Below are 16,554 nucleotides of genomic sequence, written 5' to 3'. Positions count from 1 at the left end.
GGCTGCATGGGCCCCGGGCCCCCCGGCTCCTACCGTCGAGAGGTCCCGCGAAAAGCTCCACCCGGAAGGCGCCCCGAACCATGTCAGTGACCCCGGCCGACGTCGCCGTCAGCCTCGACCATGTACACAGGACGTACGGCGGCGACCAGCCGGTGGTGGCCCTGGACGACGTCAGCGCGGTGTTCACGCGCGGCACGGCGACGGCCGTGATGGGACCGTCCGGATCCGGCAAGAGCACCCTGCTGCACTGCGCGGCGGGGCTGGACAGGCCGGACTCCGGGCGGGTGCGGATCGGGGACGCGGACCTGTCGTCGATGTCCGAGAAGCAGCTCACCGAACTGCGCCGCGGCCGGGTCGGGTTCGTGTTCCAGGCGTTCAACCTGGTCGGCGCGCTGAACGTGGAGCAGAACATCATGCTGCCCTCGCGGCTGTCCCGCCGCAGGCCGGACCCGGCCTGGGTGGACGAGGTGATCGGCAGGGTCGGACTGGGCGACCGGCTGCGGCACCGGCCGGCCCAGCTCTCCGGCGGCCAGCAGCAGCGGGTCGCCATCGCCCGGGCGCTCGTCACCCGCCCCGAGGTCATCTTCTGCGACGAACCCACCGGCGCACTGGACACCCGGACCGCGGCCGACGTCCTCGCCCTGCTGCGGTCGGCGGTCGACCAGACCGGACAGACCGTCGTGATGGTCACCCACGACCCGGTCGCCGCGTCCTGCGCCGACCGCGTGATGGTCCTCGCCGACGGGCGGATCGTGCGGGACATGCCCCAGCCCGGAGCCGAGCGGATCGCCGAACACCTGGCCCTGCTGGGCCGCCGGCAGCCCGTCGCGACCCGGGAGGGCTGAACGGTGCTCCGACTCGCGGCGCAGATGGTGCGCTTCCGCAAGGGCAGTTTCGTTGCCACCCTCGTCGCGCTCACCGCGGGCGTCGCCATCCTGATGACCTGCGCCCTGCTCGTGGAGTCGGGATGGCGCCACCAGGGCCAGCCGCAGCGCTACGGGGCCGCACTCGCCGTCGTCGCCGACCGCGAGATGACGGTGGCCGGTCCGACGATGTTCGGCGAGACCGAGTACACCACGCTCGCACTCCCCGAACGCGGCAGCGTCGCCGGGGAACTGACAGCCCGACTGGCCGAGGTGCCCGGCGTGGCACGCGCCGTGGGCGACCGCTCGATCGCGGTCACCACGAGCGCCGCGCCCGAGGTGCCCACGACGGGCCACGGCTGGGCGAGTGCCGCCCTCGCCCCGTACCGGCTGGTGTCCGGCGGGCCGCCGCGCTCCGGCGGGGAGATCGCCGTCGACACCCGGCTCGCCGACCGTGCGGGCCTCGCTCCCGGCGACACCACGGACATCGTCACCGCGGGGGAGAGCCGGCCGTACCGGGTCGGCGGCGCCGCCGACCCGGCCCTCGACGCAGCGGTCCAGAAGGCCATCGCCTCCGGGGTCACCTTCGCCGTCGCGGCCGGCAACGAGTCCGCCGACGCCGGACAGGGCTCACCCGCCCGCGTACCGGAAGCCCTCGCCGTCGCCTCCAGCACCGAGGACGACGCCCAGTCCGACTTCTCCAACTTCGGAACGGCCGTGGACCTCTACGCGCCCGGCTCCGACATCACCTCGGCCTGGAACGACAGCGACGAGGGCACCAGGACGATATCCGGCACCTCGATGGCCTCCCCCCACGTGGCCGGCGCGGCCGCCGTGTATATGGCGGGCCACCCCGACGCAGGCCCGGCGGCGGTGGCGGCGGCGCTGACCGGCGGGGCCACCGCGGACAGGATCAGCGATCCCGGCACCGGCACCCCGAACAAGCTGCTCAAGATCACGGAATAGTGTGCCGCGGCCCGGGTAGGGGCCACTGACACGCGCGAGGGGCCGCACGGGGGAGAAACGTTCCTCTCGCGGCCCCTCACACACCTCGGCGGCCAGGTGTGAGTGGCCCGGCTCACATGGCGTACCGGACCTGCCACCGACACGATGGTCTTCGTCAGAGGCAGGCTGAAGGGATCGAGAATGTTCCGCAAGGTGCTGGTCGCCAACCGCGGTGAGATCGCGATTCGGGCGTTCCGCGCGGGCTACGAGCTGGGCGCCCGAACCGTCGCCGTCTTCCCCCACGAGGACCGCAACTCGCTGCACCGCCTGAAGGCGGACGAGGCGTACGAGATCGGCGAGCCCGGGCATCCGGTGCGGGCCTACCTCTCCGTGGAGGAGCTCGTCCGCGCCGCGCGACGGGCGGGAGCCGACGCCGTCTACCCGGGCTACGGCTTCCTGTCCGAGAACCCGGAACTGGCCAGGGCCTGCGAAGAGGCGGGCATCACCTTCGTCGGGCCCAGCGCCCAGATCCTGGAACTGACCGGCAACAAGGCCCGCGCCGTGGCCGCCGCCCGGGAGGCCGGCGTGCCGGTCCTGGGCTCCTCGGCGCCCTCCACCGACGTCGACGAACTCGTCCGCGCGGCCGACGACATCGGCTTCCCCGTGTTCGTCAAGGCCGTCGCGGGCGGCGGCGGGCGCGGAATGCGCCGTGTCGAGGACCCCGCCCAGCTGAGGGAGTCCATCGAGGCGGCCTCCCGGGAGGCCGCGTCCGCGTTCGGCGATCCCACGGTGTTCCTGGAGAAGGCCGTCGTCGAACCGCGCCACATCGAGGTGCAGATCCTCGCCGACGGGCAGGGCAACGTCATTCACCTGTTCGAGCGGGACTGCTCGGTGCAGCGCCGCCACCAGAAGGTGATCGAACTCGCGCCCGCGCCCAACCTCGACCCCGCGCTGCGCGACCGCATCTGCGCCGACGCCGTCCGGTTCGCCCGGCAGATCGGCTACCGCAACGCCGGCACGGTCGAATTCCTCCTCGACCGCGACGGCAACCACGTCTTCATCGAGATGAACCCGCGCATCCAGGTCGAGCACACGGTCACCGAGGAGGTCACCGACGTCGACCTGGTCCAGTCGCAGCTGCGCATCGCCGGCGGCGAGACGCTGGCCGACCTCGGTCTCTCGCAGGACACGGTCACCCTGCGGGGCGCCGCGCTGCAGTGCCGTATCACCACCGAGGACCCGGCCAACGGCTTCCGCCCGGACACCGGACAGATCAGCGCCTACCGCTCGCCCGGCGGCTCCGGCATCCGCCTCGACGGCGGCACCACCCACGCCGGTACGGAGATCAGCGCCCACTTCGACTCGATGCTGGTGAAACTCACCTGCCGCGGCCGGGACTTCGCCACCGCGGTGGGCCGTGCCCGGCGCGCGGTGGCCGAGTTCCGCATCCGCGGCGTCGCCACCAACATCCCCTTCCTGCAGGCGGTCCTCGACGACCCGGACTTCCAGGCCGGACAGGTCACCACCTCGTTCATCGAGCAGCGTCCGCAACTGCTCACCTCGCGCCACTCCGCCGACCGCGGCACCAAGCTGCTCACCTTCCTCGCCGACGTCACGGTGAACAAGCCGCACGGCGAGCGGCCCGAGCTGATCGACCCGCTGACCAAGCTGCCCCCGCTGCCGGCCGGTGAACCGCCGGCCGGCTCCCGGCAGCGGCTCGCCGAACTCGGCCCCGAGGGCTTCGCGGGCTGGCTGCGCTCCTCGCCGACCATCGGTGTCACCGACACCACGTTCCGCGACGCCCACCAGTCGCTCCTCGCCACCAGGGTCCGCACCAAGGACCTGCTCGCCGTCGCCCCCGTGGTGGCGCGCACCCTGCCCGAACTGCTCTCCCTGGAGTGCTGGGGCGGCGCCACCTACGACGTCGCCCTGCGCTTCCTGGCCGAGGACCCGTGGGAGCGCCTGGCCGCACTGCGGGAGGCCGTACCGAACATCTGCCTGCAGATGCTGCTGCGCGGCCGTAACACGGTGGGCTACACCCCGTACCCGACCGAGGTGACCGACGCCTTCGTCCAGGAGGCGGCGGCCACCGGCATCGACATCTTCCGCATCTTCGACGCGCTCAACGACGTCTCCCAGATGCGGCCCGCCATCGACGCGGTGCGCGAGACCGGTACGGCCGTCGCCGAGGTGGCCCTGTGCTACACCGCCGACCTGTCCGACCCGTCCGAGCGGCTCTACACCCTCGACTACTACCTGCGGCTGGCCGAGCAGATCGTCGAGGCGGGGGCCCACGTCCTGGCCGTCAAGGACATGGCGGGACTGCTCCGGGCACCCGCGGCGGCGACCCTCGTGTCGGCCCTGCGCCGGGAATTCGGCCTGCCGGTGCATCTGCACACCCACGACACCGCCGGCGGCCAGCTCGCCACCTACCTCGCCGCGGTCCAGGCGGGCGCGGACGCGGTCGACGGGGCGGTGGCGTCCATGGCGGGCACCACCTCCCAGCCGTCGCTGTCGGCACTCGTCGCGGCGACCGACCACTCGGAGCGGCCCACCGGCCTGGACCTGGCGGCCGTCGGCGACCTGGAGCCCTACTGGGAGAGCGTCCGCAAGGTCTACGCCCCCTTCGAGGCCGGCCTCGCCTCGCCGACCGGCCGCGTCTACCACCACGAGATCCCGGGCGGCCAGCTCTCCAACCTGCGCACCCAGGCCATCGCGCTCGGCCTCGGCGACCGCTTCGAGGACATCGAGGCGATGTACGCCGCCGCCGACCGGATGCTCGGCCGTCTGGTGAAGGTCACCCCCTCCTCGAAGGTGGTCGGCGACCTGGCCCTGCACCTGGTCGGCGCGGGCGTCTCGCCGCGCGACTTCGAGGAGGAGCCGGACCGCTTCGACATCCCTGACTCCGTCATCGGCTTCCTGCGCGGCGAGCTGGGCACGCCGCCCGGCGGCTGGCCGGAGCCCTTCCGCAGCAAGGCCCTGCGGGGCCGCGGCGAAGCCAAGCCCGTCGAGGAACTGTCCGCCGACGACCGCGAGGGCCTGGCGAAGGACCGCAGGCCGACCCTCAACCGGCTTCTCTTCCCCGGTCCCACACGGGAGTTCGAGACGCACCGGCAGTCCTTCGGTGACACCGGTGTCCTGGACAGCAAGGACTTCTTCTACGGGCTGCGCCCGGGCAAGGAGTACAGCGTCGACCTCGACCCCGGTGTCCGGCTGCTGATCGAACTGCAGGCCGTGGGCGACGCCGACGAGCGGGGCATGCGGACCGTGATGTCCACGCTGAACGGCCAGTTGCGCCCGATCCAGGTCCGCGACCGGTCGGCGGCCTCCGACGCTCCGGTCACCGAGAAGGCCGACCGCGCCGACCCCGGGCACGTCGCGGCGCCGTTCGCCGGTGTGGTGACGCTCGCGGTCGCCGAGGGTGACGAGGTGGAGGCCGGAGCCACGGTGGCCACCATCGAGGCGATGAAGATGGAGGCGTCGATCACCGCGCCGAAGTCCGGCACGGTCTCCCGGCTGGCGATCAACCGGATCCAGCAGGTGGAAGGCGGTGACCTGCTGGTGGAACTCGGCTGAGGGACGGAGCCGGAGCCCGTCCGGCTCCCGCGGTCCGCATGGGACATCGGGCCATGGGCCGTCACGAGTCGCCCGCAGCTCACTCGCATGTCGGGGCCGAAGGGGCGGTGCCTCTTGAGGACGGGACGGGACGGGACGGGACGGGCGGTGGGGACGGTCACCACCACCGACTCGGCGTGGGCCGCGTCCCCGGACCCGCCGGCGCCACTGCGCGAGGGTGGTGGAGGGGAGCTGCCGGGATCCGCCACGGCGGACGGCGCGACCCCGCCCGTCGCGCAGGCCGGGCGGTGTGAAGTCGCGCGGTGTCCCTGTCGAACAAGCCTGCGCCGACGAGCTGTGGGAACGTAGATTATGCGTTGGCCAGAACAGCCCTCGAACAACTACGGACGGTACTCATGACCGACCCCGCCGCGGCGCCCGGATCAGCGCAGCAGAAGATCGACACCTCGGTGCCGCACTCGGCCCGGATCTGGAACTACTGGCTGGGAGGGAAGGACAACTACCCCGTCGACGAGGAAGCCGGCGACGCCTACACCGCCGTCTTCCCCGGCATCGTCACCATCTCCCGCAGCAGCCGGGCCTTCCTGCAGCGCAACATCACCTATCTGGCCGCCGAGCGGGGCATACGGCAGTTCCTCGACATCGGTACCGGGCTGCCCACGGCCGACAACACCCACCAGGTCGCCCAGCGGAACGCGTCGGACTCCCGCATCGTCTACGTCGACAACGACCCGATGGTCCTCGCCCACGCCCGCGCGCTGCTCTACTCCACGCCGGAGGGGGCCACGGCCTACGTCGACGCGAACGTCCTGGAGCCCGACCGTATTCTGGAAGCGGCGGCCCAGACGCTGGACTTCACGCGTCCCACCGCCCTGATCCTCAGCAACATCCTGGGCCACATCGCGGACTACGACCAGGCGCGGTCCATCGTCACCCACCTGATGGCGGCACTGCCGTCCGGCAGCTATCTCTCCATCAACGACGGCTCGCGCGGCATCGACCCCGACTTCGAGCAGGCCCAGGACGGCTACAACGCGAGCGGCGCCGTGCCCTACAACCTGCGTACCGTGGAGGAGATCACCTCCTTCTTCGACGGGCTCGAGCTCGTCGATCCCGGCGTCGTCTCGGTACAGATGTGGCGTCCGGACGCCTCTTCGCCCCCGCCGGTCGTCATCGCCGAGCACGGCGGCCTCGCCCTCAAGCCCTGACCCAATTCACTGGACAACGCCCCGGCCCGCGGGCGAGCGTTGACGGTATGAAACAGGAGGAGATCTGGAACGCGGACGCCGCCCGGCGCTATGACACGCCGGGAACGGGCATGTTCGCGCCCGAGGTTCTGGGGCCGGCCGTGGACCGGCTGGCCCGTCTCGCGGGGGAGGGCGCGGCCCTCGAGTTCGCCGTCGGCACGGGCCGGGTGGCCGTTCCGCTCGCTGGCCGCGGCGTGCCCGTGACCGGTATCGAGCTGTCTCCGCCGATGGTGGCACAACTGCGCACCAAGGCCGACGAGTCGGCGATCCCGGTGGTCATCGGAGACATGGCGACCACCACCGCTCCCGGTGAGTACACCCTCGTCTACCTCGTGTACAACACCATCTCCAATCTGCTCACCCAGGCCGAGCAGGTCGAGTGTTTCCGCAACGCCGCCCGCCACCTCGGGCCCGGCGGGCGGTTCGTGGTCGAGTTGTGGGTGCCCGAACTGCGCAAGCTCCCGCCGGGCCAGGAGGCCACGGTCTGGGAGTCCGCCCCCGGCTACATCGGCCTGGACACCTACGACGTACTGCGCCAGTACGTCGTCTCGCACCACTTCCGGTTCGACGAGGGCGAGCAGGCCCGGCTGCTGCGCAGCCCGCACCGCTACATCTGGCCGGCCGAACTCGACCTCATGGCCCAACTGGCCGGTTTCGACCTGGAGTCCAGGCATGCGGACTGGGAAGGCTCCGCGTTCACCGCCGAGTCGCGTTCCCACGTGTCCGTCTACCGCCTCCCGCCCTCCCCCTGACCGGACACCGGTGTCCCACAGCCCCATTACATCGATGAATACTGCCCACCGGAAGGACTTTGAACTCATCGATGACAAAGTATGGACGAGTTCAGTAGAAGTCTCCTAGCGTGTCGGCCGCAACCGTTGGCGTTTCGCCTATTCGGCACCGGAGTTGTCCGGCCCTCCGGTCGACTCGGCAGGAGGAAGCATGGACGCACGGCTGTACCGGCGTGCCCGAAGATGTCTGGCAGGGCTCGTCGTCGGCACGTTCGTCGCGGGTGGGCTCTGGGCGTCTCCCGCGGCATCGGCCCGGCCCGGCTCCGCGCAGGCGGCCGATGTGCCGTCCCAGGAACCCGGTGTCACCCTGCGCGTCTTCGACGTCCAGGTCCCGCTCGACGAGATCTGCACCCTCAAACCCGGACAGACCCCCAACGTCGACAAGCTGATGCCCGTCGTCGACTGGAAGTCCACCGCCGACTTCGGCGGATTCAGCGACAACTTCGTCACCCAGGTCACCGGCAACGTCGATGTGCCGGCCGACGGTTCGTACGTCTTCCGGCTGACCAGTGACGACGGCTCACGGCTGCTGATCGACGACCGGGTCGTCATCGACCACGACGGACTGCACGGCGCGGAGCCCAAGGACGGCACCGTCCAGCTCACCGAAGGCATGCACGCGCTGCGCATCGACCACTTCGAACGCGGCGGCGGGGAGCAGCTCACCCTCGCCTGGCAGCCGCCGGGCGCCGACGGATTCGCGACCGTGCCGAACGCGGCACTGAGCACCGACGCCGACGTGGTCCGCGTCACCGCCCCGGGTCGCAAGGAGTGCGAGGGCATCACCGACTCACCGGGTGACGGCCTCCCGCTCAACGCGGTGCGCCCCGACCACACCCTCACCGACCTGCGTCCGGAGGGCTTCGAACCGCAGGTCACCGGCATGGACTGGTTGCCCGACGGCCGTCTGGTGGTGAGCACCTGGGGCGGCACCGGCAACGCGGCCGGCGAGGTCTACGTCATGGACGAGGTCACCGGCACCACCGGCCCGGACAAGGTGACGGCCACGAGAATCGCCGAGGGCCTCAAGGAGCCGATGGGCCTCAAGGTCGTCGACGGCACCATCTTCGTCTCCCAGAAGCATGAGCTGACGGAGTTGGGCGACAGCGACGGCGACGGCGTCATGGACCGGTTCAAGACGATCGCGACGTGGCCGTACGGCGGCAACTTCCACGAGTTCGCGTTCGGGCTCCTGTACCGCAAGGGCCACTTCTATCTGAACCTGTCCGTCGCCATCGACTACGGCGGCGCCACCACGGACCCGCAGCCCGCGCCCGGCCGTGGAGCGACCATCAAGGTGAACAAGAAGACCGGCAAGGTGAGTTACCTCGCCGGCGGCCTGCGCACCCCGAACGGCATCGGCTGGGGCCCCGGCGGTGACATCTTCACCACCGACAACCAGGGCGGCCGGCTCCCTTCGTCGAAACTGGTCCACATCAAGCAGGACCGCTTCTTCAACCACTACACCAACCCCGCGGGCCCCTTCGACACGGAGCCGGTGACCCGGCCGGTGCTCTGGCTCCCGCAGAACGAGATCGCCAACTCGCCCAGCACGCCCCTCTACCTGACCAAGGGCAGGTTCAAGGGGCAGATGCTGTTCGGCGACGTCACCTACGGCGGGCTGCAGCGCGCCTATCTGGAGAAGGTCGAGGGCCAGTACCAGGGTGCCGTCTTCCGCTTCACCCAGGGCCTCGAAGCAGGCGTCAACCGCATCACCATGGGCCCCGACGGCGCGATCTACGCGGGCGGCCTGGGAGCGGACGGCAACTGGGGACAGGAGGGCAAGCTCCGGTACGGCCTCCAGAAACTGTCACCCAACGGCAGGAACACCTTCGACATCCAGGCCATGCGGGTGAAGAAGGGCGGCTTCGAGCTGGAGTACACCCAGCCCCTGTCGCAGGAGACCGCTGACAACCTTGTCAGCCACTACGAGGCCGAGCAGTGGCTCTACACCCCGACACGCGACTACGGCGGACCCAGGGTCGCCGAGGAGACCCTGGAGGTGACCTCGGCGAAGCTGTCGCGCGACCGCAAGAAGGTGACCCTGGCCGTCGAAGGGCTCCAGCCGGGCCGCGTCGTCCACGTCCGCTCCCCGCGCCCGTTCAGCTCGGCGTCCGGCGAGAGTCTGTGGAGCACCGAGGCCTGGTACACGCTGAACGCCATGCCGGGCAGGCAGCCCGCCCCGGGCCCGCTGTACGAGGCGGAGGAGGCGTCCCTCACCGGCGCGGCCGGCATCGACACCGACCACCGGGGTTACTCCGGCAGCGGCTTCGTCGACCGGTACGGCACCCAGGGCGCCGCCACGACCTTCGACGTCGAGGTGGACCGGAGCGGAACGTACGACCTGGGCCTGCGCTACTCCAACGGCCCGGACCCCTTCCGGGGCACCAAGTCACTGTCCGTGTACGTCAACGGGAAGAAGGTGAGGCAGACCGGGTTCCGCAGCACCGGTGACTGGGAGACCTGGTCGACGCAGACCGAGGCCCTGAGGCTGCGGGCCGGGCGCAACACGGTCGCCTACCGGTACGACGAGGGCGACACCGGACACGTCAACCTCGACCTCCTCAGCGTCGACCGGCACGGCAGAGCGGTCGGCCTGTTCGACGGCGACGGCCTCGACGGGTGGCAGCACACCGACGGGCGGCCGGTGGAGTGGCCCGTCACCGGCGGGGCGACGGAGGTCTGCTGCGGGGACATCCGCACCAAGAGCAGCTTCGACGACTTCAGACTGCACCTGGAGTACTGGCTGCCGAGCTGCCCCCGGACGTGACCGGCCAGGACCGCGCCAACAGCGGCGTCTACCTCCAGGACCGTTACGAGCTCCAGATCCTGGACTCCTACGGCGACACCACGCTCGACACCGACGAGGCGGGAGCGATCTATCTGAAGAAGGCCCCCGATGTGAACGCCGCCCGGGCCCCGGAGACCTGGCAGTCGTACGACATCGTCTTCCGCGCGGCGCGCTACGACGCCGAGGGCGGGAAGACGGCCGACGCGCGGGTCACCGTGGTGTGGAACGGCAAGAAGATCCACGACGACGTCGCGATCGACGGCCCGACGGGAGGCGGAACGCCCGAAGGTCCCGCAGCCGGGGCCATCCGGCTGCAGGACCACGGGAACGCGGTGCGCTACCGCAACATCCGTATCGAACCGCTGAGTTAGCGCGCGGTGACCGGGTCCGGCGTCCTGCCGTCCGCAACGGACGAGGGGACGCCGGACTCGGCGTCGTCGGCCCCCTGCGCACCCTTGAGGCCGATCATGCCGAACGCGGTCAGGACGGCGGCGGCCACGGCCGCCACGGCGCACACCATGTACGCGGTGCGAGGCGGCGGACGAGGGGTAGCCGGCCCGCGCACCCCCGGACGGCGAAGCCGGAGGGCGGGTGTCAGTGCCCGGTGGCACGCTGAGGCCAAAGGGAATCAGCGAAAGGACATCGCGGTGATCACCACTGACTTCGCCCACGGCTCGCCCTGCATGCTCGACCTCGGCGTCCCCGACGTCCCGGCCGCGGCCGCCTTCTACGGTGCGGTCCTCGGCTGGGACTACGACCCCATGGGGGAGGGGGACGACGGGGAGGAGATGGAAGGCGGCATGTTCAACAAGGACGGCAAGATGGTCGCCGGGCTGGGCAAGCTCACCGAGGAAGGCGCCCGCCCGGCCTGGATGATCTATTACACGGTCGACGACGCGGACGCCACGACCCGGGCGGTGGAGAGCGCCGGCGGCACCGTGCGGGTGCCGCCGATGGATCTCGAGCAGTGGGGGCGGATGGCACAGTACAGCGACCCGCTGGGTGGCCAGTTCGCCGTCTGGCAGCCGGGGGAGAGCAAAGGCGTCGACCTGGTGGACCAGCCGGGCTCACTGTCCTGGACCGAGCTCTACACCAGCGACGCGGCGGCCGCGAAGGAGTTCTACGGAGGAGTCCTCGGCTGGCGGTTCAGCGACATGGAGATGCCGGGCGGCGAGGGAACGTACACCATGATCACCCCGGCCGGGCTGCCCGAGGAGCGCATGCACGGCGGACTGATGGAGCTCCCGAGCGAGGACCTCGCCCTGGCGGGCGGGCGGCCGTACTGGCACCCGGTCTTCAACGTCACCGACTGCGACGCGGCGGTGGCCGGGGTCACCGAGAACGGCGGCAGCGTGCAGATGGGGCCGGTGGACGCGGAGGGCGTCGGCCGCATGGCCGTCTGCCTCGACCCCTTCGGCGCGGACTTCGTGGTGCTCACCCCGTCCGGGAGCTGAACGCCGGGCCTGCCGGACCGGCCGTCACCGGGCCGATCGCTGCGCGTACACCTCGATCTCGATCTTCATCCGGGGATCGGCGAGACCGCACACGAGCATGGTGGCGGCCGGCCGCACCTCGCCGAAACAGCCGCGCAGGACCGGCCGGCAGGGCTCGAAGTCGGCCCGGTCGGGCAGCAGACAACGCACCCGCACCACATCGGCGAAGGTGCACCCCGCCTCCTTCAGCGCGGCCTCGATGTTCCGCAGGCACTGCCCGGCCTGCTCCACCACGTCCTCGGAGATGGTCATGGCGGTGTAGTCGAACCCGGTGGTACCGGACACATGCACCGAGTCGCCGTGGACCACGGCGCGGGCGTAACCGATCTCTTCCTCGAACGTCGAGCCGCTGAGGATCGCACGTCGCTGCGTCATGCGCCGCACGCTATGGCGACCGGCACGGAAACGTCCAGCACGGCCGCGGTGACGACCTGACACCGGGGGCGGCGCCTAGCCGGCCGGGTGCCGTTCCCGCAGGGCGTCCAGTACCTCCTGGTCGGAGACCGGGTGGAAGTCGGAGTACCACTCGCCCACGGAGCGCAGCTGCTCCGGCTGGTGCAGGGCGACGACGTCGTCGGCGTCGTCCCGCAGTGCCGCGGCGGTCCGCGGAGGGCACACCGGGACCGCCAGGGTCAGGCGCAGCGGACCGCCGCGCCGCACATGCCGCAGGGCCGCGCGGGCCGTGATCCCCGTGGCCAGTCCGTCGTCCACGACCACGACGCTGTGACCGCGTACGTCCGGGGCGGGGCGTCCGCCGCGGTACACATGCTCACGACGGTGCAGTTCGGCACGGGCCTGGGCCACCTCGGCCCCGAGTTCGTCCTCGGAGAGGTCCAGGGCACGCAGCCCCGTGCGGTCGAACACCGGGGGGTCGTCCCCGGCGATCGCCCCGATGCCCACCTCGGGGGCCCCGGGGACCCCGATCTTGCGGACGACGAGGACGTCCAGCGGCACGGCCATCACCCGGGCGATCTCCGCCCCGACCGGGACACCACCGCGCGGCAGCGCCAGCACGGTCACATTCGCGAGATCGCCGCTGCTCGCCCACTCCAGCAGCCTGACGGCCAGCTCCTGGCCGGCCTCCTCACGGCTTGGGAATCGCACGGCTCGCTCCCTTCCTCGGCCCCCGGTGCCGGGTAACCGCCGGTGGCCGCGCCACTCACGCCGGCCTGCGGCACAGTGGGAGGATGAACGCCCACGACGAGAGGCCTCTGGCAGGGGCCCGCACGGCGGCCAGGCTTCCTGCCCAGGACCTCGACCGAGCCCGGCGCTTCTACGCCGAGCGGCTCGGCCTGGAGCCCGTCGACGAGCGGCCGGGAGGGCCGCTGTACCGGTGCTCGGGCGTCGAGTTCGCCCTCTACCGGTCGACGGGAGCGTCTTCGGGCACCTTCACCCAGATGGCCTTCGAGGTCGACGACCTCGGGAGCGTGGTGGCGGAGCTGAGACGGCGCGGCGTGGTCTTCGAGGAGGCCGACACCCCCGGCTTCCACGCCACCGACGGCATCGCCGAGATCGAGGGCAACTACCCGACGAAGGGATACCGCGCCGAACGGGCCGCGTGGTTCCACGACAGCGAGGGGAACCTGCTCGGCGTGGGCGAGCCGGTCGCCCGGGCATGAGGAACCGGCCCGCCGGGGACGGAGGAGCCGCACACCGTCTCCGGCGGGCAGCGTGTCCGGGACAGGCGCAGGAGGCCGGCGAAGGTGAGCACTCCGCCTCCAGCGGCCGCGGCGGCCCTGCGTTACGGCGTCACGGGCCGCCCCGGGCGCACTGCCGCCGGATCGGCAGGGGCCCCGCCCTCCCCTGACGCCACGCCACCGGTGTGCGTACACGGGCCGGCCGGTCCGTGTACGGACGCGCGCCCGGCCTCACGGCGTGCCCCCGGAGCACCGCTCCTCCCAGGTGGACCGTACGATCGCGTGGGCGCGCCGGAAGCGGTGGTCCGGGTTCTCGGCCAGGTCGACGGGTGCCCGGAGTGTCACGGCACGGCTGTCCTGGCGTATGAGCTGGATGAAGGTGCGGGCGCTGGGTCCTCGGCCCACCCGCACGGGTGACCGCCCTTATCTCCTCCCAGCGGCACGACTGCCGACCGGGCCAGACCCCGGTGGTGACCCCGTCGTCATCGATGCGGGTCCCTCCGGCGGCCTTGCGCCACGAGTGCACCGCCCCCGCCATGACCGGCAGACAGACGAGGGCCGCCACCCACATCGGCAGAGCGGCACCGCTGCCCGCCCCCATGTACAGGGCGGTCAGGGCGTACGTCACCACACACCCTGCGGCAACCCACCGCCACAGCCTGCGCTGCCCGGGCAGCACGGCGTACTCCAGCGGGAGACTCTCGTCCTCCTCCGCCGCCTCGTGTTCACCCCAACGGTTCGTCATCCACCGGCCCCCGCCCCCGTGATGCCCTGTCTTCAGCGTTGTTCAGGTCCTGCCGAGTATCGCGCACAGCGCTGACAACCGTCGCGGGGGTGTGGGCCGGGGGCCTTCGGCCACCTGACGCGGTCAGACGGCCGTGCGGGCGCGGAGGCGGCGCAGCATGCGCGGGTCCTCGAAGCCGGCCGAGCGGGCGGCGGCGTCGATCGTCGCGCCGTGGCTGATGAGGTGCTGGGCGTGTTCGAGGCGGAGGGCCTGCTGGTAGCGCAGCGGAGTGAGCCCGGTGGCGCGGCTGAAGAGACGGGTGAGGGTACGTTCGCTCACGCCGACGGCCGATGCCAGGGCGGGCAGGGGGAGCGGTCGGTCGAAGCGGGCGTCGATCAGGTTCTGGACACGGTGCACGGTGTCGTCGAGGTGGGACCGGTGCCGGAGCATCGCACTGGACTGCGGCTCATGCCCGTTGCGGCGGGTGTGGACGACCATGCCGCGGGCCACCTGGGCGGCGACGGCCGGGCCGTGCCGCGTCGCGACCACGTGCAGGGCCATGTCGATGCCGCTGGCGATGCCGGCCGAGGTGATCACCCGGTCGTCGACGGTGAACAGGACGTCTCGGACGACCACCGCCGCGGGATGGCGTTGGGCCAGCTCGTCCTGCACGTCGTGGTGGGTGGTGCAGCGGCGGCCGTCGAGCAGACCGGCCCGTCCGAGCGCCTCGGCTCCGGCGCAGACGCTGGCCACCGTCCCGCCCCTGGCATGGTGGTCCCGGAGGACCTGAAGGGTGGCGGTGCCGATGACGGGACGGCCGTCGACGGCGCCCGTCCGCCAGCCGGGCACCACGATCAGATCCTCGGGACCGAGCTCGGGCCAGTCGGCCCCGGCCACCAGCGGCAGCCCCTGGGCGGTGGGGACCTGTGGCTGCTCGGCGACGTAGGAGAGCGTGTAGGGGTGCCCGAAGTCGGCGGCGGTGGAGAAGACCTGCGCGGGGCCGGCCAGGTCCAGCAGATGGACTCCGGGCACGAGGAGGAAGACGATACGGCTCACGATCCGGTCATCATGCCGCAAGCCCTGCCGCGGCCTCCAACTGGTCGACCGTCGCGATCGTCGCGAAGCGTCCGGCGAGGGCGTACTCGGTGCGCCTGATGACCTCTTCGGCAGGCAGTGTGCGGGGGTCGGCCAGCAGCTCCGCGACGCTCCGGCCGGCGGGGGCGTCGCGGTGCGGGATGGGGTTGGTCGCGGTCGCGTCGATGGCGACGGTGACCCGGTAGCCGAGGTCGGCGGCGAGGCGAGTGGTGGTCTCCACGCACTGCTCGGTGCGGATGCCGCAGACGGTGAGGTCGGTGATACCGCGCTCGGTGAGGAGTTGCTGCAGGTTGGTGGTGGTGAAGGCGTTGTGCGAGGTCTTCTGGATCAGCGGCTCCCCGTCCGCTCGCTCCAGCTCCTCCATCAGCCGGACATGGCCGAGGGCCGGGTCGAAGACGTCGCCGGTGCCGGGCTCGGAGTGCAGCACCCACACCACCTGCTCGTTCGCCCGGCGGAAGAGCCGGACCAGACGGTTCACCCGGTCCGCGATCTTCAGGTCGGAGGTGGTCTCCCACAGCGGACGGGCGCGGAAGGATTCCTGGACATCGATGACGATCAGTGCTCGGGTCATGTCCCCCAGCCTGAGCCGCGCGGGCGGGGCGACGACAGGCCGCATCGGGTCCGGGAGCGGACCGATCCGGTCACCGGGCCCGCATCGGCAGCCGAAGGAGGCCACACCGCGGTCGAGGCGCCGTCACCGGTCAGCGCGCGTTGTCCTGACGGACGCGCTGCCGCGGCCGTGACGCCGCCCCGTGAGCTCGGTGTCGAGCGTCGCCCGAGCCACCCGCGTGCCCTCGGAGTTCCCGGGGGCCGGGAGCCGCTTCCGGCGGGCGGCGGCATCCGGAGGATGTGATCGGCTTCCTGCTGGAGGCGTACGGGAACACGCCCGACGTGGCACGCACGGTCGTCGACACCGTGGAGAAGGCCACCGGCCGCCCGGCCCGCACCTTCGGCCCGTGGGCCGGGGAGGCACGCCGCCGCCTTCACGGCGTCCGGCCCGGCGTGACCGACGCGGCGCGGGGGGGGTGCCTCTATGTCCTTCGTCAAGGCACCCTTGTCGGGTTTGGGGTGGTTCGGTGTTGCTGGGGTTATGCGGCGAGCTCGACGTCTTTCGGTGTCCGGGGTTCGTAGAAGGTGCCGTCGCGGAGCATGGCGAACAGGACGCTGATGCGCTGGCGGGCGAGGCGGAGGAGGGCTTGGGTGTGGGTCTTGCCGCGGGCTCGCTGGCGGTCGTAGTAGGTGCGGGAGGCCGGGTCGGCGTTCATGCAGGCGAAGGCGGACAGGAACATCGCCCGTTTGAGTTGCCGGTTGCCGCCTCGGGGTGCGTGTTCGCCGTGGATGGAGGTGCCCGACTGCTTCGTGGTGGGGGCCAGTCCGGCGTAGGAGGCGAGG

General features: G+C 71.6%; 13 protein-coding genes and 2 pseudogenes. 9 read left to right on the top strand and 6 right to left on the bottom strand.

The genetic code is table 11. The features are described from left to right. Positions 1-80: 80 nt before the first annotated feature. The 6 genes and pseudogenes from B9S61_RS31810 to B9S61_RS31785 all read left to right on the top strand — a co-directional run bounded on the left by B9S61_RS31810 (position 81) and on the right by B9S61_RS31785 (position 10,584). The gene (locus B9S61_RS31810; RefSeq protein ID WP_103545294.1) at positions 81-845 is read left to right on the top strand and encodes an ABC transporter ATP-binding protein; all 765 of its coding nucleotides are present in this window, start codon (positions 81-83) and stop codon (positions 843-845) included. Positions 846-848: 3 nt separating this feature from the next. Then, complete coding sequence (locus tag B9S61_RS42830) at positions 849-1,829, top strand: S8 family serine peptidase (protein WP_258039966.1); 981 nt, start codon at positions 849-851, stop codon at positions 1,827-1,829. A gap of 180 nt (positions 1,830-2,009) precedes the next feature. Beyond that, a complete protein-coding gene (locus B9S61_RS31800; protein ID WP_103545293.1) occupies positions 2,010-5,384 on the top strand; it encodes a pyruvate carboxylase in 3,375 nt (1,124 codons plus the stop codon). A 395-nt stretch (positions 5,385-5,779) separates the two neighbouring features. After that, entirely contained in the window at positions 5,780-6,592 is an 813-nt protein-coding gene (locus B9S61_RS31795; protein ID WP_103545292.1) for an SAM-dependent methyltransferase, read from the top strand. 47 nt (positions 6,593-6,639) lie between these two features. Beyond that, complete coding sequence (locus B9S61_RS31790) at positions 6,640-7,383, top strand: bifunctional 2-polyprenyl-6-hydroxyphenol methylase/3-demethylubiquinol 3-O-methyltransferase UbiG (RefSeq protein WP_103545291.1); 744 nt, start codon at positions 6,640-6,642, stop codon at positions 7,381-7,383. A gap of 190 nt (positions 7,384-7,573) precedes the next feature. Next, positions 7,574-10,584: pseudogene (locus B9S61_RS31785) on the top strand (family 16 glycoside hydrolase). Here the strand turns inward: B9S61_RS31785 and B9S61_RS41210 are convergent. Continuing rightward, a complete protein-coding gene (locus tag B9S61_RS41210) occupies positions 10,581-10,721 on the bottom strand; it encodes a hypothetical protein (protein ID WP_181007624.1) in 141 nt (46 codons plus the stop codon). The pseudogene B9S61_RS31785 and the gene B9S61_RS41210 overlap by 4 nt on opposite strands. Positions 10,722-10,860: 139 nt before the next feature. Between B9S61_RS41210 and B9S61_RS31780 the strand changes: the two genes are divergently transcribed. Continuing rightward, complete coding sequence (locus B9S61_RS31780; protein WP_103545290.1) at positions 10,861-11,667, top strand: VOC family protein; 807 nt, start codon at positions 10,861-10,863, stop codon at positions 11,665-11,667. Positions 11,668-11,691: 24 nt separating this feature from the next. Here B9S61_RS31780 and B9S61_RS31775 read toward each other — a convergent pair whose 3' ends face one another. Together B9S61_RS31775 and B9S61_RS31770 are read right to left on the bottom strand one after the other, a co-directional pair. After that, a complete protein-coding gene (locus B9S61_RS31775) occupies positions 11,692-12,081 on the bottom strand; it encodes a RidA family protein (RefSeq protein ID WP_103545289.1) in 390 nt (129 codons plus the stop codon). A gap of 75 nt (positions 12,082-12,156) precedes the next feature. Continuing rightward, positions 12,157-12,810, bottom strand: coding sequence for a phosphoribosyltransferase (locus tag B9S61_RS31770; protein WP_103545288.1), 654 nt, complete (start codon positions 12,808-12,810; stop codon positions 12,157-12,159). Positions 12,811-12,893: 83 nt separating this feature from the next. Between B9S61_RS31770 and B9S61_RS31765 the strand changes: the two genes are divergently transcribed. Next, complete coding sequence (locus B9S61_RS31765; protein ID WP_103545287.1) at positions 12,894-13,325, top strand: VOC family protein; 432 nt, start codon at positions 12,894-12,896, stop codon at positions 13,323-13,325. A gap of 886 nt (positions 13,326-14,211) precedes the next feature. On the opposite strand, the gene B9S61_RS31755 is transcribed toward B9S61_RS31765, so the two are convergent. After that, positions 14,212-15,123: a GlxA family transcriptional regulator gene (locus B9S61_RS31755; protein WP_103545286.1), complete on the bottom strand. Its 912-nt coding sequence runs from the start codon at positions 15,121-15,123 to the stop codon at positions 14,212-14,214. Between the two features lie 10 nt (positions 15,124-15,133). Further along, positions 15,134-15,733: an isochorismatase family protein gene (locus B9S61_RS31750; RefSeq protein ID WP_103545295.1), complete on the bottom strand. Its 600-nt coding sequence runs from the start codon at positions 15,731-15,733 to the stop codon at positions 15,134-15,136. A gap of 269 nt (positions 15,734-16,002) precedes the next feature. Between B9S61_RS31750 and B9S61_RS42825 the strand changes: the two are divergent. Continuing rightward, a pseudogene (locus tag B9S61_RS42825) lies at positions 16,003-16,168 on the top strand (hydroxylase); the annotation flags it as partial. 82 nt (positions 16,169-16,250) lie between these two features. Here B9S61_RS42825 and B9S61_RS31740 read toward each other — a convergent pair. Beyond that, positions 16,251-16,554: transposase (locus tag B9S61_RS31740; protein WP_146064897.1), on the bottom strand; the 304-nt coding region annotated here is incomplete at its 5' end.

This window comes from Streptomyces sp. SM1 (assembly GCF_002910825.1).
GTDB lineage: Bacteria > Actinomycetota > Actinomycetes > Streptomycetales > Streptomycetaceae > Streptomyces > Streptomyces okerensis.
The sequence above is the reverse complement of the archived record's forward strand: the minus strand, read 5'-3'. Positions and strand labels throughout refer to the sequence as shown.

What these genes read in the sequence shown, in the direction of transcription:
- B9S61_RS31810 (WP_103545294.1), top strand. Translation starts at nt 81, where the DNA reads ATGTCAGTGACCCCGGCCGACGTCGCCGTCAGCCTCGACCATGTACAC.
- B9S61_RS31800 (WP_103545293.1), top strand. Translation starts at nt 2,010, where the DNA reads ATGTTCCGCAAGGTGCTGGTCGCCAACCGCGGTGAGATCGCGATTCGG.
- B9S61_RS31795 (WP_103545292.1), top strand. Translation starts at nt 5,780, where the DNA reads ATGACCGACCCCGCCGCGGCGCCCGGATCAGCGCAGCAGAAGATCGAC.
- B9S61_RS31790 (WP_103545291.1), top strand. Translation starts at nt 6,640, where the DNA reads ATGAAACAGGAGGAGATCTGGAACGCGGACGCCGCCCGGCGCTATGAC.
- B9S61_RS31775 (WP_103545289.1), bottom strand. Translation starts at nt 12,081, where the DNA reads ATGACGCAGCGACGTGCGATCCTCAGCGGCTCGACGTTCGAGGAAGAG.
- B9S61_RS31765 (WP_103545287.1), top strand. Translation starts at nt 12,894, where the DNA reads ATGAACGCCCACGACGAGAGGCCTCTGGCAGGGGCCCGCACGGCGGCC.
- B9S61_RS31750 (WP_103545295.1), bottom strand. Translation starts at nt 15,733, where the DNA reads ATGACCCGAGCACTGATCGTCATCGATGTCCAGGAATCCTTCCGCGCC.